The following is a 22952-nucleotide window of genomic DNA, read 5'->3' on the forward strand; positions in this document are numbered from 1 at the left end:
CCATGAGGCCCGCCCCGAACACCGCGGCGGGAAATGGCCGCTTCGCGCAAGCCGCCAGCTCGATCTCCCCATCAGGTCGGGCGTTCGGCGTGCGCGGGACTTCGTGGGTCGCCTCCCAGGACACATCGCCGAATACGGCGCGCGTCGCGCGGTGAGCGCAGTCCCTGTCCGGTTCGGTCAAGGAGCGCCCGCCGAGACGGGCTATGTGAGCGGAGTATCGTCCGTTCAGCGGCTGCCGAGGAGGTCGCCATGGCGTTTTCACCGTTTTCACGGGCCGGGGCCGCCCTCCTGATGCTCGCCCTTCCCAGCGGAGTCGCGGGTGCGGCCACCCGCGGGGAAGCGCAGATCCGCCTCGCGCAAGGTGGCATCGCCATCCCCAGCGAGGCGCAGCTCAACCGCCTCGAACGCGAGGCGATCACCACGCCTCCCCTCGATGTGAGCGATCCTCCGCCGGGCGTCGAACCGGGCACGCAGAGGCGGCATCGAGACCCGCAGGATCGCCGCAACGACCGCAGGCTCCCGGGGGAGGGGGGCGCCTGCGAGGCGTGCTGAACGGTTCCGGGCGGTGCATCCCCGCGACACGCCCCCGGTCCGAAATCCCGGTCCGAAGTCCCGGTGTGAGGTCACGATGCAGGATGCCAAGCCTGTCGCTGTCGATCCCGACCGGACGGGATCGGAAAGCCCGCGGCACCGCGCCAAGCCGCCCCGGCGGTGGAGCCGGGCGCTCGTGGCCGTCGCCATCCTGCTCGTGGCCGCCGGCGCGTTCGCGGTTGCGCATGTCTGGTCGCCGCACGCCAACCTGCGCATCACGCTCGGCCCCCCCGGCAGCACGGCCGAGCGGTTCATCACGGCCTTCGTGTCCGTCTCCCGGGTGCAGCATCCCCGCGTCAATCTCGACCTCGTGCGGGTCGACGACCTCGCGGGGAGCGCCAAGGCTCTGGAGGAGCGCCGGACCGATCTCGCCATCGTGCGCAGCGACGCGGGGGCACCCGCCAACGCACAGACCATCGTCATCCTGCGCCGGGACGTGGTCGCCTTGATCGTGCCCCCGCACAGTCCTGTCACCTCGGTCGCCAACCTGGCGGGCAAGACCGTCGGCCTCGTGGCCGGGCCGCTGCAAGACACCAACACGCGTGTCCTCGACATGGTGCTGAGCTACTTCAACATCCCCGCCAAGGATGTCGGCAGGGCCATTCTTCCGATCGACGCCCTGGCCCAGGCCGTCCGGCAGAAGAAGGTGGCGGCCATCCTGGCGGTCGGTCCCATGGCGCCGGGCGAGATCGTCGATGGGGTCGCCGCCGTCGCGCGCGCCACGAAGGGCACGCCGGGCATCCTCGCGCTCGACGAGGCGGAGGCGATCGGCAAGCGGTTCCCCGGCTTCGAGGCGATCGACGTGCCCGTGGGGGCGTTCCGGGCGCGTCCCGCCACGCCCAGCGAGTCGGTCACGACGCTGGCGGTCACCTATCGGTTCGCCGCCTCGGAGCTGATGCCCAACGTCGTCGCGGCCGCCATCGCCCGGTCGATCCTGACCACAAAGGCCAAGCTCACGGCCGTGACGCCGCTCGCCGCGCAGATCGAGGCGCCCGATCCGGACGACAAGAGCCCGATCCTGCCCGTCCATCCGGGGGTCGCGTCCTATCTCAGCAACGGGGACCAGAGCTTCTTCGACCAAGCCCAGCAATATCTCTATCTCGGCGGCGTGGTGATCAGCCTCGCCGGATCGCTCCTCGCCGCCGCCTCGGCGGGCTGGGCCCGGCGCCGATCGGAGGCGGAATGGCGCCCGGTCTGGCGCCTGGTCGAGATTGCCGACGCGGCGCCCGGCGCCGACCGTGCGGAGCTCGCCGCCCTGGAGGGCGAATTCCGGGCGATCGTCTCGGCGATGCTGGGCTGCACCACCGGGGCTGTCAGCACCGACTGCCTGTCGGCCTTCGCGACGGCCCTGGCCCATGCGCGCGACGCCCTCGACCGCCGGCGCGCAAGCCTCGGCCCCGAGACGGCGCTCCCGTCCGCACCGACGCTCGTGGTCGCCCATTGACGGCGGGCCCGGGCCCGGGCGGTGGCTCGGGCCGGCTGCGGCCGGCGATCGAGCGACCGAAGCCGTGAAGGCGCTCTAGCGCGCCGCCGGCGTGCGGAGGAGCAGGACGCGCAGGCGACCGCCGCCCAGCACGCGGCCGATCTCCCGGTAGGCGAAATACGGGAGCAGCGCCACGAACATCACCCAGGCGAAGGTGAGCACGCCCCGCGGGCCGCCGGCCATCTCCGGAAGAACGGTGCCCGGCGCCTTCCCGTGCCAGGCCCCCACCAGCACCTCTTCGAGTCCGTAGGCCGCCACCAGGACGGCGGTGAACAGAAGGGAGCGGTACAGGATCCCGTAGACGAGGGGGCCGCGCGTGATGCGCCGGCCGAGACGGAGGGATCCGAGCTTCGCCGCCTCGGCGATCAGCATGAACTTGGCCAGGACCAGGGCGTTGATCAGCCCGAGCGCATAGAAGTGATAGCTCGGATAGTGCGGGATATCCTGATCGACCCGTGCGTAGATGTTGATGCTGAACAGGATCAGGGTACCGAAAACGACGATCAGGTAGATCGCGAAGGCCAGGTAGCGCTTCGCTTCGGCGGCGGCCCGACGTCCCAGGGATCGGGACTTGGCGCGCCCGTCGGCACCCGGCAGCTCCCGCGGGGCAGGGGCAGGGGCAGGGGCAGGGGCAGCCGCCATCGCCTCTCGAGACGTGACAGGGGGCATGGCTCGTTCTCCGCGGCTCCCGTGCGCCCATGGTCCGCGCGCCGGGCGCGTGGACCATGGGCCGGTTCCGCATGCGCGCCCGAAGCCCCGGACCGGGCTGCCCGGTCCGGGGTCTGACGGGCCGCGGGTCAGGCCGCGAGCTTGACGGCGTGCTTGCTCTCGATCGTCCGCCGGATCAGGCGACGGGTCCGCTCGGTGAAGGCCATCTTGTCCGCCAGGCAGCTCTCCAGCAGGACGCCGACCCCGAAGTGACCGCTCACATCGGCCATGGCGACGAGGGCGACATACTCGGCGATGCGCAGATGCATCAGGTGATTGGCCTTGATCAGGATGAACAGGGCCTTGGCGGCCGGGGCCTGGATCTCGGCCAGCTCGCGCCGGAAGTCTTCGAGGAAGACTTCTTGAAGCCGACCGTTGGAGGCAATCGGTTTCTCGCCGATCAGCTGAAAGCAGCGATCGAGCGACTTGACCGTCTTCTCTTGGATGAAGGCGCGTGACTGGAGCGCCTCTTGGATGGCCGGATCCTGCGTGGCTTGGCCCAGCTCCTCGTAAATCTTCGTCGCGCGCTCCGCGTGATGCCGCGCATCGCTCAACATGCGCACGAAAAGCTCCTTCGGTGACTTGATCGGCATGGTCATCTCCTCACGCTGCATCGTGATCAACCGAGGCATCTCTCAAATGCCGAGACCGCTTCGCGCGTCCTTGAGCGGACCGGAGGCAGCGTTCTTCCGATCGCCGGGATGTGCGGAACGCGCCGACCGCTAGGAAGCCCGATCGGTCGCGCCCTGACCGGGCACGCAAGGTCAGTTCCCTGCCTCGCCTCACCGCACCGAAGCGGAGGGCCCATTATGCAGTCGCGGCGATCCCATGCTTGATCGGGGAAGACACCGGCCGCCGGCGCGATTGACAACGGCTTCGGGCCGCCTGGGCGCCGGACGGAAGCGACGTTCAGGATGGAACGCTGCGGTCGGAGCGGCGCAACGCGGCTGCGCCGGTTCACCGGCACGCGAGTCCCCGCGGATCAAGCGGCGTCGGCAGCTCGGCGTACGGTACGGCCGAGACGTGTCCGAGGGGCCGCAGGGCTTCGCGTCCGGCGCCCCTCGGCAGGTCGTTCTCCTGAACGGAGACCATCCATGAGAACTCTGCAGATTGCGTCGGTGGCCTGTGCCGCCCTGATCATGAGCGGCATGGTGGCCGAAGCGCGTGGCTTCTACGGTGGCCGGGGAGGCTTCCGCGGCGGTGGTTTCCGCGCGGGCGGCGTCCAGGGCGTCCGGGTCGGCGGCTATCGCGGGGGGGTGGGCTATCGCGGCCGCTACGGCGCGGTCGGCCGTTACGGCGCGGTCGGCCGATACGGCGGGGTTGGCCGTTACGGATACGGATATGGCCGCTACGGCGTCCGTCCCTACGGCTACGGCCTGGGCGCGGCTGCCGTGGGCGCTGCCGCCGCCACCGGATACGGTGCCACCTACGGCCGCTGCGGACCCTACGCCTATTACGATGCCTATGCGGGCGTCTGCCGCCCGTATTGATCCTGCCGCGAGAGGGTCGAGGCCGGCAGGCCCCGACCCCCAACCCCCGATCATCCGGCCCGAGCCGGCGGCCCGCCCCGGCAGAGTGGCCCCAGAATGGGTTCGGCCCAAGCCATGACCTCCCGAATCGTCGCCCCGCTCCTCCTCGCCGCCTGCCTGAGCACACCAGCCCTGGCGCAGCCGTCCGGCTTGCAGCAGCCTGCGGCGCTCATTCACGGCAACTATTGTGGCCTCGGCAGCAATGCCCCGTTGCCGCCCGTCGATTCGCTCGATGCCGCCTGTGCGCGTCATGACGCCTGCACCCCCGTCGGCGGATTGCCGTCACGGGCCTGCAATCTGCGGCTTCAATGGGAGACGGACCGCATCGCGCGCGATCTGCGGCAGCCGGACGATATCCGCGCCCTGGCGGGCTTCATCGCAGCCGGGGCCGCGATCTTGCCGTTCGACCCGAATGCCCCGGTGGCCGTGCGGATTCCGGCCTCCGTGCGCTACGACGTTCCTCCGGCTCGCGTCCATCGGGCCGTCTACCGCGCCTATTAGGGCACGACCTCCGGTTGCGTCGGCCGGACAAGGCTGTGGGGCAGCCAAGTCCGGCCGGCGCGGTTAAGTCTGGCCGGCGCGGTCAGCGGCGGAAGCTGCCCCGGAACCCGCCGACGCGCCGTCCGTAAACGGCGCGGCCCCCGTATACGCGGCCCCCCCGATACACCCGCGCACCCCGATAGACGGCACCGCCCCGGTATCCGTAGCGGGCGCCGCCGCGGTATCCGTACACGCCGCCACCCCGGGGCCCGTAGTAGCCCGGTGCGCCGGAGACGTTCGGTCGGCAGGCGCCGTAGGGGCCCCGATGAAATCCGGGCCCACAGCCGCCGGCGGCCTGCGCGGCCGCAATGCCGAGTCCGCCCGAGCCGATGGGAGGCAGGCCCAGCATGGCAGCCAGTGTGAGGGCTGCGAGCGAGATGGTCCGTGTCGCTTTCATCGGGATCTCCTGAATTCGCCGGGTGATGCCATGCAATCCGGATTCTTGTGCTCGATTGACCAATGCTGTCTGCCGTCCATGGGAAAGCGGTCGTCCGGCGATCGCGGCCTTGGCGCCCAAGGGCGGCCTGAAAGGCCGGTCCGTTCCGTCCATTCAGGAAGGGGTACGGGATCGGGCGGCCCCGGATCGGCTGCCGCATCCGGAGGCCGGCTCCCACGCCTCCAGATGCTCGGCGTCGTACCGGACCAGCGTCTGAACGCGTGCGTGAAGGCGGCGGCTTCGGAAAAGCCCAGACAGGCCGAGATCTGCGCCAGCGTCATGTTGGTATCGGCCAGGAGCTGCTGCGCCGTCTCGAACCGGATCTGGGTGGCCACCGACCGGAAGCTCGTGCCTTCGGCCCTCAGGCGGCGGCTGAGGGTGCGCCGATGCACCGCCAGATGGCGCGCGACGGCTTGGCCGGACCACGGATCCTGGATGAACTCCGCGCGGAGCAGCCGCCGCAACCGGTCCGACATCGGGAGCGGAGCTGCCGCCCCGACCTGTCGGATGCGGCCTTCGGCGATCCGGTGTGCCGTCCGATCTGCGCCCGGGACCGGTTGCTCCAGAAGGCGCGCCGGAAAGGCGAGGGCCGCCCATTCCTGATCGAACCTGACGGGCGCGCGGAAGAAGTGCCAATAGGGATCGGTCTGCTCCGGCGGTGCCCGCGGCAGCAGAAGCTCCGACGGGGACCAGCGGGCGCCGCACAGGGCGCGCACGATATTGACGACGGTGGCGAGCGCCCCCTCCGCCTGCAGGCCCACTGCCGTCGCGCCGGTCTCGTAGGGAAAGTAATGAAGCAGCGCCAAGTCGGCCTCGACGAAGAGTCGGACCGCCGAGCCGCAGGTCCAGGCCCAGGGCCGGGTCTCCAGCACATGGAGGGCGTCGCCGATGGTCGCCGCGTTCCGGATCAGGATGTTGCTGGGCCCGAGCTTGGCGAGGGCAATGCGCTGCCCCACCAGCAGGCCGAGATGGCCGCACCGCGTGCGGTTCGCCCCCAACTGGAGCACGCGGCCGAGCGCGGCGTTCGAGATCGGGCTGGCATCGTCTCCGGACGCCCAGCGATCGCAACCGGCCTCGCGCAGGATGTGGACGGGATCGGCGCCGAGTTCCCGGAGAGCGGCACGGGTCGCGCTCGCGACGCCGCCATGAACGGTTTCGACGGAGGGGGAAAGATCCGCATCCGATGGGTGGAAGAATTCGAGACTGTCACAAGAGTCTTCGCACACGAGAGCGAGGCGACTGGTCATTGCACAAATCCCATTTCTCCAATTCGGGCTCAATTCAAAATCTTGCCCTCCCGGCGGCATTGCGCTGGATCAATATTGTCAAAAAATCTGTGACATGTTTTGAATATGCAACTAAAATGCAGTATTCATGAAGTTTTTTGTCCGGGTACAGGTGGTCGATCGGCGTTTTCGCAATCGTGTGTCGGTATCTGCGGCTCCGGCCATGTCGCGCACGGCGCGGCGTGGTGCACGGCGGCGGGGAAGGCCTGGCTCCCGCCCTCTCCGGAGAACAACGCGGCCGAGATCCGGGTGACGGACCGGGAACGGCGGGCGGCCTCGCGCGGGGCGATGCCGACCCGGCGCCGCGCCTCCACCCGCAGCCACGCCTCGGCCCGCAGGCCATCGCGCTCACCGGCGGGACGACGGGCAAGGCGACGGACAAGTCGACGGACAAGCCGACGGGCGTGATGCAGCCCTATCCCGCCTGGAAACACCGACATCGCGGCCCGCGGGATCGACATGCGCGCGCCGGAGAACCTGCCGGGCCCAGACGCCGCCGGCCGGCGCGATGCTGGACCGACCGGGACACCCGGCCGGCGGTCACCGGCTGCCGGGACCGCGCGCGAGCCCCGCCAGGGTGAACAGATCGATCGACAGCTTGGCGCCGACCACGAAGGCGTCGGGGATGGTCTTGCGGTAGAATGGGAACCGGGTCTGGTCCGGATCGACGATGTATTGCAGGTTCGGCGTCAGCCGGATCGCCGGATTGACCTGGATGCCGTAGTTCAGCTCCATCATCACCTGCTGCGTCGGGATCTTGCGGAACAGGCCGAGCGTGCCCTGCGCCAGGGCGATGTTGGACAGGGCGAGCCGGCTGAAGGCCTGCGTGTTGATGACGAAGCCGACCGTATCGAACGGCCGGCCCGCGAAGGTGCCGGTCTGCAGGGCGCCGATCTCCAGGAAGTGGTCCTCGACGAGCCGGCCCGAGGTGCCGGCCATCGCGACGCCGAACAGCGTCAGGCCCTGGATCGCCTTCGGATCCGGCCGCCACACCATCTGGTCGAACCGGGCGTAGACACCCGAGCGGCCGAACCGGGTCATCGCCGGCAGGCCGGTGAGCACCGCGGGCTGCCCGGTCACGTCGCGCACCGGATCGGCGTAATCCGAGGCGTCGTACCAGCCGCCGATTCCGTAATTGCGGGGCAGCACGTCGTTGGCGAAGGTGGTCGTGTAGCCGAGTTCGAACGGCACGATGGCGCCCGTCGCGCCCTCGAGCGAGAAGTCGAGGCCGTTGTCGCCCGGCTGCTGATGCCGCGGGTTCACCTCGTAGGCGCCGACATGGAAAAACGTCGTGTCGGTGAGCCACGCCCTGCCATGCGCTCCCCAGCTGGAGACCGGCCAGAAGGTGAAGTTCGAGGTCTTGAACACGAAGGTCGGGTTGCCGCAGGCTGAATTAGACTGGAAGTTGCAATAGAGCGGCGAATTCAGGAAGCTGATATTGGCGACCAAGCGGCCGGCCTCGACGTCGAGACGATTGTCGAACAGCTTCTGCTGGTAGGAGAGCAGCGTCAGCCGGGTGGTCTGGCCGCCGCCGTAGATCTCCTGCACGCTGGTGTTATTGCCGATGACATCGTTCGACAGGCTGCGTCCGTGCCGGTTCGTCACCGCCACGTGGAATGCGCCGCCCTCGATCCCGGCGAGGCGCTGCAGGTCGCCGTCGATGCCGAGGACGAGCTGGCCGGCATAAGCCGCGCCCTGCCGGAGGCCGCCGACCGGGTTGATCGCCCCTTGCCCGGTGTAATTGGCCAGGAGACTGAGGCCGTTGCCGAGATCCAGGGTGCCGGGCGGCAGGGTCGGCGGCGTCGCGGTCTGCCCGAGCGTGTCGGCGGCGCCGGCCGCGCTGTCGGCCCCGTCGGAGCCCGGGCCGTCCGATCGCGGCGGCGGGCGGCTGGCGCGGGGCCGCGGCACCGGGCCGACGGCCGTGGCCGGCACGGCGCGGCCGGCCCCCGCCTCCTGGCTCCATCCGGGCTGCGGCAGCGCCAAGCCTAACGCGAGCGCGGCGCGCATCGCCAAACCGTTCATGACGGATCCCCCCGTGATGCTCTGTGGTGTCCGGGTCCGGTCGTGCGCCGGGCTCCGGATCGGGGCCTCAGCCCGGGCGCTTCTTGATGAGGCCCACCGTGAGCGCGGTGACCAGGGTGCCGGCGGCGAGCGCCAGGACGGCGCCCGGCAGGTTCGTGACGGCGTTCGGGATCGGCAGGACGAACAGGCCGCCATGCGGCACCTTCAGGGTCACGCCGAGGGTGAGCGCCAGGGCGCCCGCCACCGCGGACCCCGCGACCAGAGACGGGATCACCCGGAGGGGGTCGGCCGCCGCGAAGGGGATCGCCCCCTCGGTGATGAAGGCCGCCCCCAGCACGGCGGCGGCGCCGCCGGCCTCGCGCTCGGCTTGCGTGAAGCGGGCCGGGAACAGGCGGGTCGCCAAGGCGAGGCCCAGCGGCGGGGTCATCCCGCCGAGCATCACCGCCGCCATGGGCGCGTCGACGCCGGAGGAGAGCAGGGCCGCCGCCGAGGCGTAGGCGGCCTTGTTGATCGGGCCGCCCATGTCGAGCGCCATCATGCCGCCGAGGACGAGCCCGAGCACCAGGGCGCTCGCCCCCTGCATGCCCTTGAGCCAGGTCGTGAGCGCCGACAGCACCGCCGCGACCGGCACGCCGACCACGTAGATCATCAGGAGGCCGGTGATCGTGGTGGCGAGAAGCGGCAGGATCAGGACCGGCTTCAGGCCCTCGAGGTTCCTGGGCAGCCGGATATGCGTGTTGAGGAAGCGGGCGGTGTAGCCGGCGATGAACCCGGCCGCGATGCCGCCGAGGAAGCCGGCCTGGAGATTGGCCGCCAGCATGCCGCCGATCATGCCGGGGGCGATCCCGGGCCGGTCGGCGATCGAGTAGGCGATGTAGCCGGCGAGCGCCGGGACGATCAGCGCGAAGGCCGCCTTGGCGCCGATCTGCCCGAGGGCGTAGCCCAGGGTTCCCGCGTGGTCCGGCGCCATGGCGTCGATTCCGCCGACCCCGGGGGGCTCGGCGCGCGCCGGTTCGATTTCCCGGTGGTGCTGATCGACCGGGCCGGACCGCCAGGGGCCTACGACAGCGTCGTCCTCGACAACGTGGCGGCCTGCGCGACCCTCGTCGATCATCTGGCGGCCCAGGGCTACGGGCGGATCGGCGGCCTGTTCGGCTCGACGAGTTCGACCGCGCAGGAGCGCCGTGCCGGCTATCTGGAGGCGATGGGGCGGCACGGCTTGGCGCCGCAGATCCGCAGCGTGCCCCCGAACGCGGCCGCGGCGATGGCGGAGGCCACGCGCTGGTTCCAGGAGCCCGACAGGCCGGAGGCGCTCGTGGTCTCGAACGGGCTCATCCTGATGGGCGCCGTGCGGGCGGCCCGTGCCCTGAATCTCGCGCTCCCGCGGGATCTCGCGCTCGCCGGCTTCGACAACGAGCCGTGGACCGAACTCGCCGAACCGGGCCTCACCGTGATCGAGCAACCGGTCGCCGAGATCGGCACCCAGGCGATGCGCCTGTTGTTCGAGCGGATCGAGAGGCCGGATCAGCCGGTCCGGCGCGTGGTCCTCAGCGGCTGTCTCGTCCCGCGCGGTTCGACTGGGACACGGTGACGGTCTGCCTATGCGCGCGCGGCGCCGCGGATCGGGGTGTCTGCCGGGCGGAGCACGCCACCGGTTCCGGCCGCGCGGGGCGTTGGGTCGGCGGCCCGCGCCGGGTAGCGCCCGAAGCGGGTCTTCCGGCTACCCAGGGCAAACGCCATGCGGTAGCCTCCCGCCGGGCCCGGTCCGGACGAGCGGTCCCGGTCCACCTGCCGAAGGCTTCGGCGCGCACCTCCGGATGCCGGGCCGCGCCCGGCCGGATCGGCTGCGCGAAGGCTCCGACGGCCGGCACGGTCTCCGGTCGCGAAGGGCATGACCGACAGGGTGCCCGAGGCCCGGGACGACACCGCAGACATCCGCGCCTTCGAAACAGGATCCGACGATGACCGACGAACCGCACGGCCTCGATCGCGGCTTGACCAATTACGGCGACCGCGACTTCGCGCGCTACCTGCGCCGGTCCTTCGCCCGCTCCATGGGCATCTCGGTCGGGCTGCTGAACAAGCCGGTGGTCGGCATCGCGATGACGCCGTCGGGCTTCAACAATTGCCACCGGGGCATGCCCGAGCTGGTGGAGGCGGTCTCCCGCGGCGTGCTGGCGGCCGGGGCCCTGCCGCGGCCCTTCCCCACCGTGTCGCTCGGCGAGGTTTTCCTCAATCCGACCAGCATGATGTATCGCAACCTGATGGCCATGGACACCGAGGAGATGATCGGGGCCCAGCCCATGGACGCGGTCGTGCTGATCGGCGGCTGTGACAAGACCGTGCCGGCCCAGCTCATGGGGGCGGCTTCCGCCGACCTGCCGGCGATCCAGCTCGTCACCGGCCCGATGTCCACCGGGCGCCACCGCGGGCAGAGGCTCGGCGCCTGCACGGATTGCCGGGGCTTCTGGGCCAAGTACCGGGCCGGCACCGTCGATGCGGAGGAGATCGCCGAAGTCGAGGGACGGCTCTCGGTCACGCAGGGCACCTGCGCGGTGATGGGCACGGCCTCGACCATGGCCTGCATCGCCGAGGCGCTGGGCCTGTCGCTGCCCGGCACCGCGGCGATCCCCGCGGTGCATTCCGACCGGCTGGTGGCCGCCGAGGAGACCGGCCGGGCCGCCGTGCGTCTCATCGAGACGAAGATCCGGCCCTCCCAGGTCATCACCGAGAAGTCGGTGGAGAACGCGATCCGGGTGCTGATGGCGGTCTCGGGCTCGACCAACGCCATCGTGCATCTCACGGCGATCGCCGGGCGGCTCGGCATCCGGGTCTCCCCCGAGCGCTTCAACCAGATCTCGGACGAGACACCGGTTCTGGTCGATCTCAAGCCCGTGGGTCAGGGGTACATGGAGGATTTCCATGCCGCCGGCGGCATGGGGGCGCTGTTGCGCGAGCTGCGGCCGCTCCTGCACCTCGACACCGTCGATGTGGAGGGCCGCACCCTCGCCGAGCGCCTGGACGAGCCCGCCGGCTGGGTCGACCGCACGGTGATCCGCCCCTTCGCCGAGCCGGTCTCGGCCGTGGGCGGGTTGGTCGCCCTGTCGGGCAGCCTCGCCCCGGACGGAGCGATCTTCAAGCGCGCGGCCGCGACCCCGGCGCTGTTCGAATCCGAGGGTCGGGCGGTGGTGTTCACCGGCCTGGAGGATCTCTCCGCCCGCATCGACGATCCCGACCTCGACGTCGAGCCGGGCGATATCCTCGTGCTGCAGAACGCCGGTCCCCACGCCGCCGGCATGCCGGAGGCCGGGTATCTGCCGATCCCGAAGAAGCTCGCCCGGGCGGGAGTGACGGACATGGTGCGGATCTCCGACGCCCGGATGTCCGGTACGGCGTTCGGCTCGATCGTCCTGCACGTGGCGCCCGAGGCGGCGGTGGGCGGACCGCTGGCGGCGGTGCGCGACGGCGACCGGATCCGCCTGTCGATCCGGGACAGGCGGGTCGACCTGCTGGTCGAGGCCGACGAGATCGCCCGCAGGCTCGCTGACCACCGGCCGCCGCCGGCCCCGGCCCGGGGCTACAAGGCCCTCTACCGCCGCACCGTCACGCAGGCCCCGCACGGCTGCGACTTCGACTTCCTGACGAAGGTCGACGCCTAGGGCCTCGTCCGATCGCGCGGCCGGCCTGCGTCGTCGGGTCGACCGTCGCGACGTCCGATCCTATCCGACCTCTCGACTCGGCTCGGCGGTGAGGCCGTCGAAATAATCGAAGAAGACGCGGTCCGGATCGTACCTGTCCCGCAGGTCGCACAGCCTCCGCCACTTCTCGGGCGTGAAGGCCTGGGCGACGATCTCGGGCTGTTCGACCGTGTTGGTCTCGCCGATGTAGTACCCGACGTTGAACGGTTTCAAGACGGCGGTCACCGCCCGATGCCATTCGGCATTGACGGCGTCGGCATCCGCATCGTGCCACATCGTCCAGGGGCCGCCATAGATCTTGGAGGTGATCGAGCGCGCCATGTCCCGTTGCGGCCCCGGAACATGGGGCCCGCAGAAGATCGTCGTCAGGAACACCGAGATCGCCGAGGGGGCCCGCTGCCAGGCCGGCAGGATGGCCGCCATCACCGCGCCGGGGCAGTGGTCGGAATAGGTGGCTTCGACTCTGGATCGCACGCCCTCCGGGAAAAGCGCGCCGGAGGCATCGAAGAGCTGCTCGAAATCGAGGGGCGTGACCCGGGAACGCGACAGCGGCTCGACCGGCGCATCGTCCAGCGGCTGCAAGGCGCGCCGGGCCGCTTCCGGATCGTCCTCGAAGGCGGTCGCGGTGACCATGCAGACCCAGCCGTTGCTGCCGGCCGCCTTGTCCGCCAGCGCGGGCGGGGCCTGGACGAGGAACAGGGTCAGCTCGACGCTGGGCGAGATTGCCGGTGCGGCCTGCCCCAGCCAGGTGCCGACAGCCGGGGCATCCGCGAGCCGATAGAAGGACTGACTGCCATGAATCGCCTTCGGCAGCGGGTGAAGTTTCAGAAAGTATTTCGTGACGATGCCGAAGAAGCCCGAGCCTGCGCCGCGGGCGGCCCAGAAGAAATCCGCGTTCTCGGACTCGCTCGCCCGGATCAGCGTGCCCTCGGCCGTGACGAGTTCGATCGCCTCCAGGCTCTCGGTGCCGTATCCCCAGACCGTGGGGTTCCAGGCCATGCCGCCACCGAGGAAGTAGCCGCTGGCCTTGACCTGCGGACAATGGCCGGTCGGAAAGGCGAGCCCGTGGGCGTTGAGCGCCGTCTGGATCTCGCGATTGCTGAGGATGGGCTGGATGACCGCCCTGCGATGCTCGACATCGATCGAGAGGATCCTGTTGAGGCGTTCGAGGTCGATCAGGATGCCGCCGTTGCGCAGCGTCGGCTGGCACCAGTTGTGGCCGCCGCCGCGGACGACCACCTTGAGGCCATGCGCGCGGGCGAACTTTACGGTGGCGATGATGTCGTCCTCGTCGGCCACCTTCACGATCATGCGCGGCGCCCGGTCCGGGATCAGCCGGTTCCACAGATTCCCATGAAGGGCGTTCCGGAACTGCGCATCGCCCGCGTCGATGACGGGACCCTTGCAGAGCGTCCTCAGATCCTCAGCATTCATGGCCAAGCCCTGCACGAGCGAGGAACCCGCCCGGACCGATCTGCCTGAGCGGGTGCAAGGTTGCGGGCGGTCGCCCGGCCCGACCCTCAATAGGGGACGCGGTCCGCCTTCTGGGCGTATTTCTTCCACACCTCGACGGCTTCTTCGCGCATGATCTGTTGGGTCGGGATCGAGCGCTCCCCGACATCCTTCTTGAGCTCGGCGTAGATCATGCTGTCGTCGAAGCCGCCGTATTCGAGCGCGTCCTCGACCTGAGCCGCATAGTAGACATTTTTGATCCCGGCCCAATACGCGGCCGCCATGCACATCGGGCAAGGCTCGGCGCTGGTATAGAGCGTCGCGTTCCGCAGCTTGAAGGTACCCTGCGACTTGCAGGCCTTGCGGATGGCCTCGATCTCCCCGTGCCACGTCGGATCGTTCTCGGCGACGACGCGATTGGCGCCCTCCGCGATGATCTCACCGTCTTGGACGATCACGCAGCCGAACACGCCGCCGGCACTGTCGACCAGCGACGTCTTCTCCGACAGCGCGATCGCGCGGGCCATGAACTGTTCGTGTTTTTCGGTCATCGAATCCTCTGCTTCGTCATGTTTTCAGGCCAAGTGCGACTATGATCTGCGGCGATGTTCTTGTCGATGTCCGGGGGTATGATCGTCGATCAACGGATTTGAACTTGGCGCCGTATGATCAAGAATCCTGCCTCGGAGACCGGCATCGCCTTCGGTTCGGGACAGATGGTCTCGTGGGTCGATGAAACGGCGCAGGTTGCGGGGGGGGGGATCGAGCCGCGCCCGCATCCGCCGCGATGGTTCTCGCAGATCAGGTCGTCCCGCCAAGGCCGTGCGTCCCGTGAAGCGCATGTCCGTTCGCCAATACCGGATGGTCATGATCCGACGACGATCTGACTAGACATGGCACCGCGAGACGCGTCAACGCCGTCAAGACATCCGCCGCAATTGAATTGTAAATATTCACGAATGCAATAAATATCTGAAGCATAGACGATCAGATTCGCCGGGGTCGCGGTTCCTGCAGCAGATCCGAGGCGTTGCAGTCGCGCCGTGGAGTTCGCGAAGTCGGATGGCGCTCGGTCTGAGACGCAGGAACAAGAAAAAATATTTCCGCCTCCGCCTCGTCCGTTTGGCCAGCGCGCCGCCTTTTTGTTGTCGCTCCGTCCCAGACCTGCGGCACGCGAGGCGCCGGCGCGCTGGAAAAAGTCCGGCGATTCTGGCTGCGTCCCCGAGATATAACTATCCTTTCGATGTTTTGGTTCAAAGAACGATCTATACATGTATTGTATTATATTTACAATATTTACATTGAACTTTTCTGCCAAGGCCTTGACTTTAACTGATGTCGGCTTGCTGATGGGGGCGTGCAGAGCGACGCCGCCGGCGGAACGGCGGCTATGCGATGCGAGACCAATCTTCGGCTGTTCCTCCTCGTCTTTCGTGGGGCGGCGGGCTTCTTCAAGTCTGCCGTGGTCGCGGTGTGATGGTCCCCGAACCGATGCTTCGATCCGCCCGGCGGTGTGGCTCGGTTTAGCGCCGAGGGCTGCACCCCGCTTCGCACGAGCGGGCGAGGGCAGGACGTCGTGCAACGGAAGTGCGTCGGTTCATGAGCGGTGCCTCGACGTCCGTCACCATCGTGACGCAGACGACCATCCGGCCGGAGAGCGCCGACGCCTTCGCCCGATGGCAGTCCGACACCCATGCCGTCGTGGCGACCTTTCCGGGCTTCATCGAGCAGCAGCTCATCCCGCCGCGGCCGCCGCTGCAGGTGGATTGGGTCATCCTGCAGCGCTTCAGCGGCCTGGAGCAGGCGCGGGCGTGGCTGGCCTCGCCCGAGCGGCAGGCCCGGATCGAGGGCGCCACGCCCATGCTCGTGGGCCGCGACGACGTCCATATCGTCAAGGACGATGCCAGTGCAGCCCGCACGTCGCCGGTCAGCGCGGTGATCAGCACCCGGGTGAAGCCCGGCCTGGAGGCCGCCTACCTCAAGTGGGAGCAGAAGATCGCCGCCGCCCAGTCGAAGGCGCCCGGCATGCAGGGCTACCGGTTCGAGCCGGCCGTGCCGGGGGTGCAGGAGGATTACGTCGCGATCCTGCGCTTCGACGGCGAGGCGAACCTGCAAACCTGGATGGACTCGCCCGAGCGGCGGGCCCTCGTCGCCGAAGCGGCGCCGCTGACCGCGGAATTCCACACGCGGACGGTGCAGAGCGGCTTCGAGCAATGGTTCCGCACCGTCGCCCCGGCCGGAGGCCCGGCGCCCGCGGCGTGGAAGATGAACATGATCGTCGTGCTGACGCTCTACCCCACCGTGTTCCTGTGGGGGGTCCTGGTCGGCACGCCGATCCTCTCCGGGATGCTGAAGCTGGATTTCCCGGTCGCCCTGTTCATCGGCAACGTGTTCAGCGTGCTCCTCACCGCGCAGATGGTGCCCTGGACGGCTCGGCGGCTGGGCTGGTGGCTGTCGCCGGCTCCGGGGCGGCGGGCCCGGGCCAACCTTCAGGGCGCCGCGCTGCTGATCGCCGCCTACGCGATCATGATCCTTGCCTTCTGGAAGCTGTCTTGACCGGGCTCCGGTTGCTATCCCGGATGAGGCCGTTCTCCGCGGCGGGTCTGCTGATCCTGGCCTGCGGATCCGGGCCGGTCGGGCCGGCCCGGGCCGAGCCTTCGCCGGATTCGGCCACGTCCCCGGCTCCGGAGGTCGCCGGGGCGGCAGGCGGCACGCGCGTTCCCGGGGCGCGGGCTCCGGCCCGCGCGGAGCGCCAGGAGGCCGGGGTTTCCGTGGCGGCCGCCACCGTGATGGCGGCGCCGCCGCCCTCGTACCTCGGCTTCTCCGACACGGTGGTCAGCTACCGCTTCCAGGGCCCGTCGGCGGAGCCCGGGCTCTTCGTGCGGCGTCCCGACGGCACGGCGCAGGGTGGGTTCGCCCCGCGCGAGGTGCCGAAGAACGTCGTCAACGTGTTTCACGCCGACTCATGGGCTTACGGCACCAACCTCATCTCCCTCGACATCCTCACATCCGGCTCCCAGGATCCTGCGGGCGACAAGCGGCGCCCGTTCAAGGATTACGGCGCGACCGAAATCTACCTGATCTATCGCGGCGTCCTGAGCTTCAACAAGATCTTGGATACCGAGACCTTCGCGATTCCAGGCTTCGTCAAGGATGTCGGCCTGTCGTTCGGTGCCGACATCAACACCAAGGACACGTATTTCGACGCTGAGAAGCGGGCCGGCACCTTCGGCCTCAGCTTCGCCTTCGACGTGCCGGCCGGGTTCGTGAACCTGAAGGTCCAGGGCTACAAGGACTTCTCCCGCAACGGCTTTGCGGGGAACGGGCCCACGCCGGGCATCCCCGGGAATGGCGCCGTGCCGGGCTTCGATTACTCGCACTTCCGCAGTGTCGAGTTCAAGTTGACCCCGGAATTCGAGATCACCTACACGATCCCGCTGCCGTTCACCGGGCTGCCGCTGTCCCTGGCCGGCTTCAACACGATCATCCTGCCCAAGGGGCGCTACGGCACGATCAACCAGAACGACACGCAATTGGAGTTCGCCTCACAGACGAACCTTGTCCTGGATGTCGGGCAGTTGCTCGCCGGGACCCCCAACCGGGTCGAGGTCTTCGCCGGGTTCCAGTATTGGCGCAACAAGTTCGGCGCCGACCCGCGGCGCACCATCAACACCGAGGAAAAGGCGCTGATCGCGGGGGTCGCCTACCACCTGAAGTGACGGCGACGCGCGTCACCGCTCGCGGTGCGGGGGATGGCGCCGACGTCGTGGGGCCGGCGTCCCGGAAGGCCGCGCCGCCGGGACCGGCCCCGCGCCCTCAGGCGCGCACCAGCTTGGACACGACGGCCAGCAGCTGCTCTGGCTTGAACGGCTTGGTGATCCAGCCGGTCGCCCCGGCCGCCTTCGCCTGCTGCTTGATACCCTCGTCCGATTCCGTGCTCAGGAAGAGGATCGGAACGCCCGTGCAGGCGGGCAACGTCCGCAATTGCTTGATCATCTCCAGTCCGTTCATCACCGGCATGTTGAGATCCGTGATGACGAGGTTGAGGCTGGCGCTCTTGGCTTTCGCCAAGCCTTCGGCGCCATCGCCGGCCTCGATCACCGTGTGGCCGGCCGGGCCGAGGACGACCTTGATCATCTGCCGGATGCTGGGCGAGTCGTCGACGGCGAGGACAGTGGCCATGACAAGGATTCCGTTCTTGTGCTTGAAGCGTGGGCCTAGCGGAGTGCCTGGCCGGGGAGGGCGATCGCAGCGCGTTGGAACGCGCCGCTGACCGCCGGCGGCACATTGGCCAGCGCGATCTCCGTGGCTTGACGCTGTGCCGCCTTGTCCGCCGCGAGCACGATCTGGACGAAGGTGATGTCCGCGCGCTCGACCGCCGCGCAGTCCAGGGTGAGGCGCGTCGCGCCGGCGAGGGCCGCCGCCAAAGCGCCCTGCAGCGACCGGACCGTCCGGATGGTGCAGTCGGATTCGAGCGTGAGGACGGAAGCCTCGGACATGCGGGTTCAGGCCCTCGACGACAGGATTGGGCGCCGCTGCGCCTCTCCGGCGGAGACAACACCGCGGCGGGTAAATTCTTTCTGACCGACGGCAGACCAATCCACCGCTGTTGCCGCCGCCGCCGGACGCTGCACAGCTGGAATTCGATTCAGCATGGAACGGAATTCAAGCGTCAATACAGAAATCTGTTGTCTCGCTCTTGCGCTTCATTGCCGGTGATAACGCTTTCTTTAACGGCGATCCTTACCGTCGGGCCGACGCCGTCCATCGGTTTGCGGCTTGACCGGCGCGCGACGGTCGACGCCGAGAGATCCGACATCTGATGTCCTTCCAAGCTGCCCACGACATTCTCAGGCAGGTCCCGGCCCGCTTCCGGCGGGCCGACGGACGGCGCGGATCCGGCGCAGTGCCCGGCGCAGTGCCCGGCGCGGTGTCCGGCTCCGCGCTCGCGCCGCCGGATCGTCCCGAGACGGTGGCATCCCCCGCCGCCGATACGTCGCCGGCGCCGCAGATCGAGATCCCGGCCGACCCGGCGGCCGCCACGCGGTCGGCCGATCTGCTCCAGGCCTGGCTCGGCCTCTCGGCGCAGCAGCGGGGGCTCCTGGACGCCCTCATCGCCGAGCTCGGGATCGTCTCCGCGGATGTGGAGGCGAATGTCCACGGCCTGTCCAACCGCTTTCAGAACATCGCGGCCTCGACCTGCGAGCAGTCGGAGATCGTGCGCGGCCTCGTCGCCTCGGTTCAGACCGTACGGATCGACGACAAGACCCTGGACCTCGGAGATGTCGCCGCCGGCCTCGGCGAGACGCTCGCCGCGCTGATCGCGCGGATCACGCTGATGTCCTCCCGCGGGACGACCCTCGCGCAGGGGCTGGCGGGGGCGCTCGACGGCCTGTCGTCGGTCGAGGGCAGCGTGGCGGAGATCGAGAAGATCAACCGCCAGACCAACCTGCTTGCCCTGAACGCCAAGATCGAGGCCGCCCGGGCCGGCAGCAGCGGCGCGGCCTTCGCGGTGGTCGCCGACGAGGTGCGCGGCCTCGCCACGACCATCAACGCCCTGTCGGACGTGATCAAGCAGCAGATCGGCACCATGGCGGCCGACCTGCGCAGCAGCCACGCTCTGCTGGGCGACATCGCGGCGATCGACATGTCCGAGGAGAGCCGCACCGCCGAGCTGCGCGTCCGCATGGTGATGCGGGCCCTCGTCGAGCAGAACGCCCAGGTCGCCGGCGTCCTGCGCCAGACCGCCGAGACGACGCAGGCCATCACCGAGGACGTGTCGGCGGCGATCGTGGCGATGCAGTTCCAGGACCGGGCCAAGCAGCGCATCGAGAACGTCGAAGGCCTGCTGCGCGCGGCCGGTGCGGAACTCGGCCGTCTCTCCGGAGCGAGCGCGGGCGACGGCGCGGTGCCAGATTTCGGCGCCGACCCGGCCTGGATCGAGGCGGCGATCGCGCGCTGCACCCTCGGCGAGGTCCGGGCGCGCCTGACGGAGCGACTGCTCGGGGTCGCCCCGGTCGCGCAGCGCCCGGCCGCCGACGATCTGGACGGCATCGACCTGTTCTGAACCCGAGCGCGCCGCCAGGCGCGGTCCGCGGGCAATCCGGTCCGGCCCGGTCGGCGGTTGCGCCGCGGCCGGATCTGCCGCGACCGGCCCCACGTCTCATCCCCGTCTCTCCGCCGGCCGCACCCAGCAGGGTCGCGGCCCGCATCCGCATGGGATGCACGACGAGAGCCCGTGCCGGACCGACCGGCGCAGGATGCCGGATACGGCGATCCTGTGATCCACGGCTCACGCGATCTCAGTATCCGATAATCAAATTCTCTGGGCGATGGGCGGATATACTGTCCGTCAGGCATCGAAACCTCGGCGTTAACCGAAAATTTTTAGTCGGATTATATACAACCGGCGAAATCGAGCGGCGGATGATCGTCGTTTCGCGTCGCCGTGAGGGTGCGGCGCGACTCGGCAATCCAGCCGAACGCTTGGGTTCAAAGACATTCGCCCGGTGACAAAGTCGAAATCTTCGCGTTCGCTCGAAGCCGGGCGGTTCATTCTATATCTGTGTCTAGCGTGAGCGGGTCCGACCGTCCCATGACTGCTCTCGATCCCGCCGACGTCTTCCGGGCCGAAGCCGCCGAGCTTCTGGCCTGCCTGGAGACGACCCTGCTCGACCTCGGCGACAGGCCCGAGGACCGCGCCCTGATCGACACCGCCTTCCGCGCCCTGCACACCATCAAGGGCTCGGGCGCCATGTTCGGCTTCGAGCAGGTCGCCGCCTTCACCCACGACTTCGAGACCGCCTTCGACCGCGTCCGTCGCGGCGAGGTTCCGGTCGGCCACGACCTCGTCAACGTCTCTCTCTCGGCCAAGGACTATATCCGCGGCCTCATCGAGGAGCCCGAGGCCAGCGCGCCCATCATCGGCGAGGCCATCCTGGCCGAACTCGAGCAGCTCCTCGGCACCACCGGCCGCCCCGCCGCCGCGCCGTTGGCCCCCCATCCGGAGCCGGTCGCCGATCCCATCCCGATGGTGGAGGGCGGCTGGCAGATCGGCATCGCCTTCGCGCCCGACGTGCTGCGCAACGGTACCAATCCCCTGGCGCTCCTCGACGAGCTGCGCGACCTCGGCGCCTGCACGATCGTGCCGCGCCTCGACGCGCTGCCCGAACTGCCGGGCCTCGATCCCGAGAGCCTCGCCATCGGCTGGGACGTCACGCTGCGCGCGGCCGTGACCCGCGAGGCGATCGAGGATGTCTTCCTGTTCGTGCGGGACGAGATGACCCTGACCCTGGTCCCGGTCTCGCCGGCGCAGCCGGACGCCGCACCCGAACCGGTCGAGGCCGCGCCCGGGCCGTTTGCGCCGCCGACCGTCACGGCTCCGGCGGCGGGTCTCGCCGCCATCGCCTCCGTCGAAGCCCCACCCGTCGCGCCGCCGGCGATCGCGCCCGCGGCCCCGACCGCTGAGCGGAGCCCGGCGCGGCGGGCCGAGGAGCGGCCGGCCAGCAGCGTGCGGGTCGAGGCGGAGCGGCTCGACGAGCTGATGGACCGGGTCGGCGAACTGGTCATCGCCCAGGCCCGGCTGAGCCAGCTCGCCGGCCTGAGCGCCGATCCCGGCCTCAAGGGCATCGCGGAGGAGATCGAGCGCCTGTCGGCGCGGCTGCGCGACACCACGATGAGCATCCGCATGGTCGCCATCGGCGCGCTATTCGGCCGTTTCCGCCGCCTGATCCACGATCTCTCGCGCGATCTCGGCAAGCCGGTGGAGTTCGTCACCGGCGGCGAGGACACCGAACTCGACAAGACCGTGATCGAGCGGCTGGCCGACCCGCTCGTCCACCTGATCCGCAACGCCATCGACCACGGCATCGAGGCGCCCGGGCGCCGGGCCGCCGCCGCCAAGGCCGCGACCGGGCGTATCACGCTGACCGCCGAGCATGTCGGCGCCCAGGTGCTGGTGAGCGTGCGCGACGACGGCGCCGGGCTCGACGCGGCACGCATCCGCGCCAAGGCCGAGGAGAAGGGCCTGTGCGCGCCCGGCGCGGTGCTCACCGACCAGCAGGTCTACCAGTTCCTGTTCGCGCCGGGCTTCTCGACCGCCCAGGAGATCTCGGCCCTGTCGGGGCGCGGGGTCGGCATGGACGTGGTCAAGAAGACGATCGAGAGCCTGCGCGGCACGATCGACATCGCGACCGAGCCGGGGGGCGGCACGACGGTCGCCCTGCGCCTGCCGCTGACGCTGGCGATCATCGAGGGATTGCTGATCCGGGTGGGAGAGGGGCGCTACGTCATCCCCCTGGCGGCGGTGGAGGAATGCGTCGAGCTGCCCGCCGGCGAGCGCGGCGGGCGCGGGCGGGACTTCCTGAACATCCGGGGCGCGCTGGTGCCGTTCCTGCGGCTGCGCAGCCTGTTCGGGGCCGCGGGCGAGCCGGAGCTGCACCAGAAGGTGATCATCGTCGCGGCGGGCGAGGCCCGGGTCGGGCTGGTGGCGGACCAGATCATCGGCAACCACCAGACGGTGATCAAGTCGCTGTCGAAGCTGCACGCGGACGTGGCGACGTTCTCGGGGGCGACGATCCTGGGCGACGGCACGGCGGCGCTGATCATCGATGTCGGCCGGCTCGTGAGCGGCGGCGGCGCCGAGGGCGCGCGCGTGTATCAGGAGGTGGCGTGATGAGCGGCGGCGTGACGAGCGGTTCTCTCGGAACCGGACCGCAGGCGGGGTCGCGGGGCGGCCAGCAGGTGGTGATGTTCCGGATCGGCACGGAGAGCTTCGCGCTGGATGCCGGGATGGTGCGCGAGATCATCGATCCGATCCCGGCGACGCGGGTGGCGGGGGCACGGCCGCATATCGACCGGATCGTGAACGTGCGCGGCAACGTCATCCCCCTGGCCGACATCCGCGAGCGGTTCGGGATGCCGGCGGCGGCGGACAGCCCGGACACGCGCTTCCTGGTGCTGGAGGTTGCGGTGGGGGGCGATCCGGTGGTGGTCGCGCTGGTGGCCGACAAGGTGTTCGCGGTGACGGAGATCGATCCGGCGAGCTGCCAGGCGGTGCCGCCGGTCGGCACGACGTGGCGCCCTGAATACATCCGGTCGATCGTCAAGGCGAGGGATGAATTCATCATCGTCCCCGAACTCGAGCAGATCCTCAACTGAAGTCTTGTGGCTGTCCTGTCCAAGTGTTGCGTGCGTGGGGTGAGTACG

Annotated in this window: 23 protein-coding genes; 11 read left to right on the top strand and 12 right to left on the bottom strand. The window is 69.6% G+C overall.

Annotation, left to right across the window (positions count from 1 at the left end):
* Positions 1-249 precede the first annotated feature (249 nt).
* Together P9K36_RS27070 and P9K36_RS27075 are read left to right on the top strand one after the other, a co-directional pair.
* Complete coding sequence (locus tag P9K36_RS27070) at positions 250-552, top strand: hypothetical protein (RefSeq protein ID WP_043759991.1); 303 nt, start codon at positions 250-252, stop codon at positions 550-552.
* A gap of 175 nt (positions 553-727) precedes the next feature.
* Positions 728-2035, top strand: a complete 1308-nt coding sequence (locus P9K36_RS27075; protein ID WP_244447708.1) for a TAXI family TRAP transporter solute-binding subunit — start codon at positions 728-730, stop codon at positions 2033-2035.
* Positions 2036-2110: 75 nt separating this feature from the next.
* Here P9K36_RS27075 and P9K36_RS27080 read toward each other — a convergent pair whose 3' ends face one another.
* The gene (locus P9K36_RS27080; RefSeq protein ID WP_091994905.1) at positions 2111-2716 is read right to left on the bottom strand and encodes a hypothetical protein; all 606 of its coding nucleotides are present in this window, start codon (positions 2714-2716) and stop codon (positions 2111-2113) included.
* A 155-nt stretch (positions 2717-2871) separates the two neighbouring features.
* Positions 2872-3396: a DUF892 family protein gene (locus tag P9K36_RS27085; RefSeq protein ID WP_043354056.1), complete on the bottom strand. Its 525-nt coding sequence runs from the start codon at positions 3394-3396 to the stop codon at positions 2872-2874.
* Positions 3397-3876: 480 nt separating this feature from the next.
* Between P9K36_RS27085 and P9K36_RS27090 the strand changes: the two genes are divergently transcribed.
* Both P9K36_RS27090 and P9K36_RS27095 read left to right on the top strand, forming a co-directional pair.
* The gene (locus tag P9K36_RS27090; protein ID WP_043759995.1) at positions 3877-4272 is read left to right on the top strand and encodes a hypothetical protein; all 396 of its coding nucleotides are present in this window, start codon (positions 3877-3879) and stop codon (positions 4270-4272) included.
* A gap of 114 nt (positions 4273-4386) precedes the next feature.
* On the top strand, positions 4387-4812 hold the full coding sequence (locus P9K36_RS27095; RefSeq protein ID WP_043761632.1) for a hypothetical protein: 426 nt from the start codon (positions 4387-4389) through the stop codon (positions 4810-4812).
* 82 nt (positions 4813-4894) lie between these two features.
* On the opposite strand, the gene P9K36_RS27100 is transcribed toward P9K36_RS27095, so the two are convergent.
* The 4 genes from P9K36_RS27100 to P9K36_RS27115 form a co-directional block, all read right to left on the bottom strand.
* A complete protein-coding gene (locus P9K36_RS27100) occupies positions 4895-5248 on the bottom strand; it encodes a hypothetical protein (RefSeq protein WP_244447709.1) in 354 nt (117 codons plus the stop codon).
* A complete protein-coding gene (locus P9K36_RS27105) occupies positions 5245-6534 on the bottom strand; it encodes an AraC family transcriptional regulator (protein WP_075381190.1) in 1290 nt (429 codons plus the stop codon). The genes P9K36_RS27100 and P9K36_RS27105 overlap by 4 nt, the downstream gene beginning before the upstream one ends.
* 579 nt (positions 6535-7113) lie before the next feature.
* Complete coding sequence (locus P9K36_RS27110) at positions 7114-8595, bottom strand: carbohydrate porin (protein WP_043759998.1); 1482 nt, start codon at positions 8593-8595, stop codon at positions 7114-7116.
* 67 nt (positions 8596-8662) lie between these two features.
* Entirely contained in the window at positions 8663-9565 is a 903-nt protein-coding gene (locus P9K36_RS27115) for a fructose-specific PTS transporter subunit EIIC (protein ID WP_236961852.1), read from the bottom strand.
* Between P9K36_RS27115 and P9K36_RS27120 the strand changes: the two genes are divergently transcribed.
* Both P9K36_RS27120 and P9K36_RS27125 read left to right on the top strand, forming a co-directional pair.
* A complete protein-coding gene (locus tag P9K36_RS27120; RefSeq protein WP_236961850.1) occupies positions 9551-10186 on the top strand; it encodes a substrate-binding domain-containing protein in 636 nt (211 codons plus the stop codon). The two genes, P9K36_RS27115 and P9K36_RS27120, sit on opposite strands and share 15 nt — an antisense overlap.
* A 370-nt stretch (positions 10187-10556) precedes the next feature.
* Positions 10557-12254, top strand: coding sequence for a dihydroxy-acid dehydratase (locus P9K36_RS27125; RefSeq protein ID WP_043389141.1), 1698 nt, complete (start codon positions 10557-10559; stop codon positions 12252-12254).
* A 60-nt stretch (positions 12255-12314) separates the two neighbouring features.
* Here the strand turns inward: P9K36_RS27125 and P9K36_RS27130 are convergent, their stop codons facing one another.
* From P9K36_RS27130 to P9K36_RS27140, 3 genes are all read right to left on the bottom strand, one after another.
* The gene (locus P9K36_RS27130; protein WP_043761640.1) at positions 12315-13727 is read right to left on the bottom strand and encodes an FAD-binding oxidoreductase; all 1413 of its coding nucleotides are present in this window, start codon (positions 13725-13727) and stop codon (positions 12315-12317) included.
* Positions 13728-13813: 86 nt separating this feature from the next.
* The gene (locus tag P9K36_RS27135; RefSeq protein ID WP_043389139.1) at positions 13814-14296 is read right to left on the bottom strand and encodes a nucleoside deaminase; all 483 of its coding nucleotides are present in this window, start codon (positions 14294-14296) and stop codon (positions 13814-13816) included.
* 314 nt (positions 14297-14610) lie between these two features.
* Complete coding sequence (locus P9K36_RS27140) at positions 14611-15327, bottom strand: hypothetical protein (protein ID WP_124262956.1); 717 nt, start codon at positions 15325-15327, stop codon at positions 14611-14613.
* A 17-nt stretch (positions 15328-15344) separates the two neighbouring features.
* Here P9K36_RS27140 and P9K36_RS27145 point away from each other — a divergent pair, with 17 nt between their 5' ends.
* Positions 15345-16301: an antibiotic biosynthesis monooxygenase gene (locus tag P9K36_RS27145; protein WP_043760000.1), complete on the top strand. Its 957-nt coding sequence runs from the start codon at positions 15345-15347 to the stop codon at positions 16299-16301.
* A 23-nt stretch (positions 16302-16324) separates the two neighbouring features.
* Positions 16325-17464, top strand: coding sequence for a hypothetical protein (locus P9K36_RS27150; RefSeq protein ID WP_043760002.1), 1140 nt, complete (start codon positions 16325-16327; stop codon positions 17462-17464).
* Between the two features lie 97 nt (positions 17465-17561).
* Here the strand turns inward: P9K36_RS27150 and P9K36_RS27155 are convergent, their stop codons facing one another.
* The 3 genes from P9K36_RS27155 to P9K36_RS27165 all read right to left on the bottom strand — a co-directional run bounded on the left by P9K36_RS27155 (position 17562) and on the right by P9K36_RS27165 (position 18564).
* Positions 17562-17927 (bottom strand): response regulator, encoded by a 366-nt coding sequence (locus P9K36_RS27155; protein ID WP_043389132.1) that lies wholly within the window; start codon positions 17925-17927, stop codon positions 17562-17564.
* Between the two features lie 35 nt (positions 17928-17962).
* The gene (locus tag P9K36_RS27160) at positions 17963-18244 is read right to left on the bottom strand and encodes an STAS domain-containing protein (protein WP_043389130.1); all 282 of its coding nucleotides are present in this window, start codon (positions 18242-18244) and stop codon (positions 17963-17965) included.
* 173 nt (positions 18245-18417) lie between these two features.
* Positions 18418-18564 (bottom strand): hypothetical protein, encoded by a 147-nt coding sequence (locus P9K36_RS27165; RefSeq protein WP_158498479.1) that lies wholly within the window; start codon positions 18562-18564, stop codon positions 18418-18420.
* Positions 18565-18567: 3 nt separating this feature from the next.
* On the opposite strand from P9K36_RS27165, the gene P9K36_RS27170 reads away from it, so the two are divergent.
* The 3 genes from P9K36_RS27170 to P9K36_RS27180 all read left to right on the top strand — a co-directional run bounded on the left by P9K36_RS27170 (position 18568) and on the right by P9K36_RS27180 (position 22904).
* A complete protein-coding gene (locus P9K36_RS27170) occupies positions 18568-19812 on the top strand; it encodes a methyl-accepting chemotaxis protein (RefSeq protein WP_043760004.1) in 1245 nt (414 codons plus the stop codon).
* A 528-nt stretch (positions 19813-20340) separates the two neighbouring features.
* Positions 20341-22419: a chemotaxis protein CheA gene (locus P9K36_RS27175; protein WP_043354087.1), complete on the top strand. Its 2079-nt coding sequence runs from the start codon at positions 20341-20343 to the stop codon at positions 22417-22419.
* Positions 22419-22904, top strand: coding sequence for a chemotaxis protein CheW (locus tag P9K36_RS27180; RefSeq protein ID WP_043354088.1), 486 nt, complete (start codon positions 22419-22421; stop codon positions 22902-22904). The genes P9K36_RS27175 and P9K36_RS27180 overlap by 1 nt, the downstream gene beginning before the upstream one ends.
* Positions 22905-22952: the final 48 nt, after the last annotated feature.

Source organism: Methylobacterium sp. 391_Methyba4 (assembly GCF_029691625.1).
GTDB classification, from domain to species: domain Bacteria; phylum Pseudomonadota; class Alphaproteobacteria; order Rhizobiales; family Beijerinckiaceae; genus Methylobacterium; species Methylobacterium fujisawaense.

Excerpts from the sequence above, each read along its gene's own strand:
- P9K36_RS27070 (WP_043759991.1), top strand. The coding sequence starts at position 250 with ATGGCGTTTTCACCGTTTTCACGGGCCGGGGCCGCCCTCCTGATGCTC.
- P9K36_RS27080 (WP_091994905.1), bottom strand. The coding sequence starts at position 2,716 with ATGGCGGCTGCCCCTGCCCCTGCCCCTGCCCCTGCCCCGCGGGAGCTG.
- P9K36_RS27085 (WP_043354056.1), bottom strand. The coding sequence starts at position 3,396 with ATGCAGCGTGAGGAGATGACCATGCCGATCAAGTCACCGAAGGAGCTT.
- P9K36_RS27090 (WP_043759995.1), top strand. The coding sequence starts at position 3,877 with ATGAGAACTCTGCAGATTGCGTCGGTGGCCTGTGCCGCCCTGATCATG.
- P9K36_RS27095 (WP_043761632.1), top strand. The coding sequence starts at position 4,387 with ATGACCTCCCGAATCGTCGCCCCGCTCCTCCTCGCCGCCTGCCTGAGC.
- P9K36_RS27100 (WP_244447709.1), bottom strand. The coding sequence starts at position 5,248 with ATGAAAGCGACACGGACCATCTCGCTCGCAGCCCTCACACTGGCTGCC.
- P9K36_RS27105 (WP_075381190.1), bottom strand. The coding sequence starts at position 6,534 with ATGACCAGTCGCCTCGCTCTCGTGTGCGAAGACTCTTGTGACAGTCTC.
- P9K36_RS27110 (WP_043759998.1), bottom strand. The coding sequence starts at position 8,595 with ATGAACGGTTTGGCGATGCGCGCCGCGCTCGCGTTAGGCTTGGCGCTG.
- P9K36_RS27115 (WP_236961852.1), bottom strand. The coding sequence starts at position 9,565 with ATGGCGCCGGACCACGCGGGAACCCTGGGCTACGCCCTCGGGCAGATC.
- P9K36_RS27125 (WP_043389141.1), top strand. The coding sequence starts at position 10,557 with ATGACCGACGAACCGCACGGCCTCGATCGCGGCTTGACCAATTACGGC.
- P9K36_RS27130 (WP_043761640.1), bottom strand. The coding sequence starts at position 13,727 with ATGAATGCTGAGGATCTGAGGACGCTCTGCAAGGGTCCCGTCATCGAC.
- P9K36_RS27135 (WP_043389139.1), bottom strand. The coding sequence starts at position 14,296 with ATGACCGAAAAACACGAACAGTTCATGGCCCGCGCGATCGCGCTGTCG.
- P9K36_RS27145 (WP_043760000.1), top strand. The coding sequence starts at position 15,345 with ATGAGCGGTGCCTCGACGTCCGTCACCATCGTGACGCAGACGACCATC.
- P9K36_RS27150 (WP_043760002.1), top strand. The coding sequence starts at position 16,325 with ATGAGGCCGTTCTCCGCGGCGGGTCTGCTGATCCTGGCCTGCGGATCC.
- P9K36_RS27155 (WP_043389132.1), bottom strand. The coding sequence starts at position 17,927 with ATGGCCACTGTCCTCGCCGTCGACGACTCGCCCAGCATCCGGCAGATG.
- P9K36_RS27160 (WP_043389130.1), bottom strand. The coding sequence starts at position 18,244 with ATGTCCGAGGCTTCCGTCCTCACGCTCGAATCCGACTGCACCATCCGG.
- P9K36_RS27165 (WP_158498479.1), bottom strand. The coding sequence starts at position 18,564 with ATGTCGGATCTCTCGGCGTCGACCGTCGCGCGCCGGTCAAGCCGCAAA.
- P9K36_RS27170 (WP_043760004.1), top strand. The coding sequence starts at position 18,568 with ATGTCCTTCCAAGCTGCCCACGACATTCTCAGGCAGGTCCCGGCCCGC.
- P9K36_RS27175 (WP_043354087.1), top strand. The coding sequence starts at position 20,341 with ATGACTGCTCTCGATCCCGCCGACGTCTTCCGGGCCGAAGCCGCCGAG.
- P9K36_RS27180 (WP_043354088.1), top strand. The coding sequence starts at position 22,419 with ATGAGCGGCGGCGTGACGAGCGGTTCTCTCGGAACCGGACCGCAGGCG.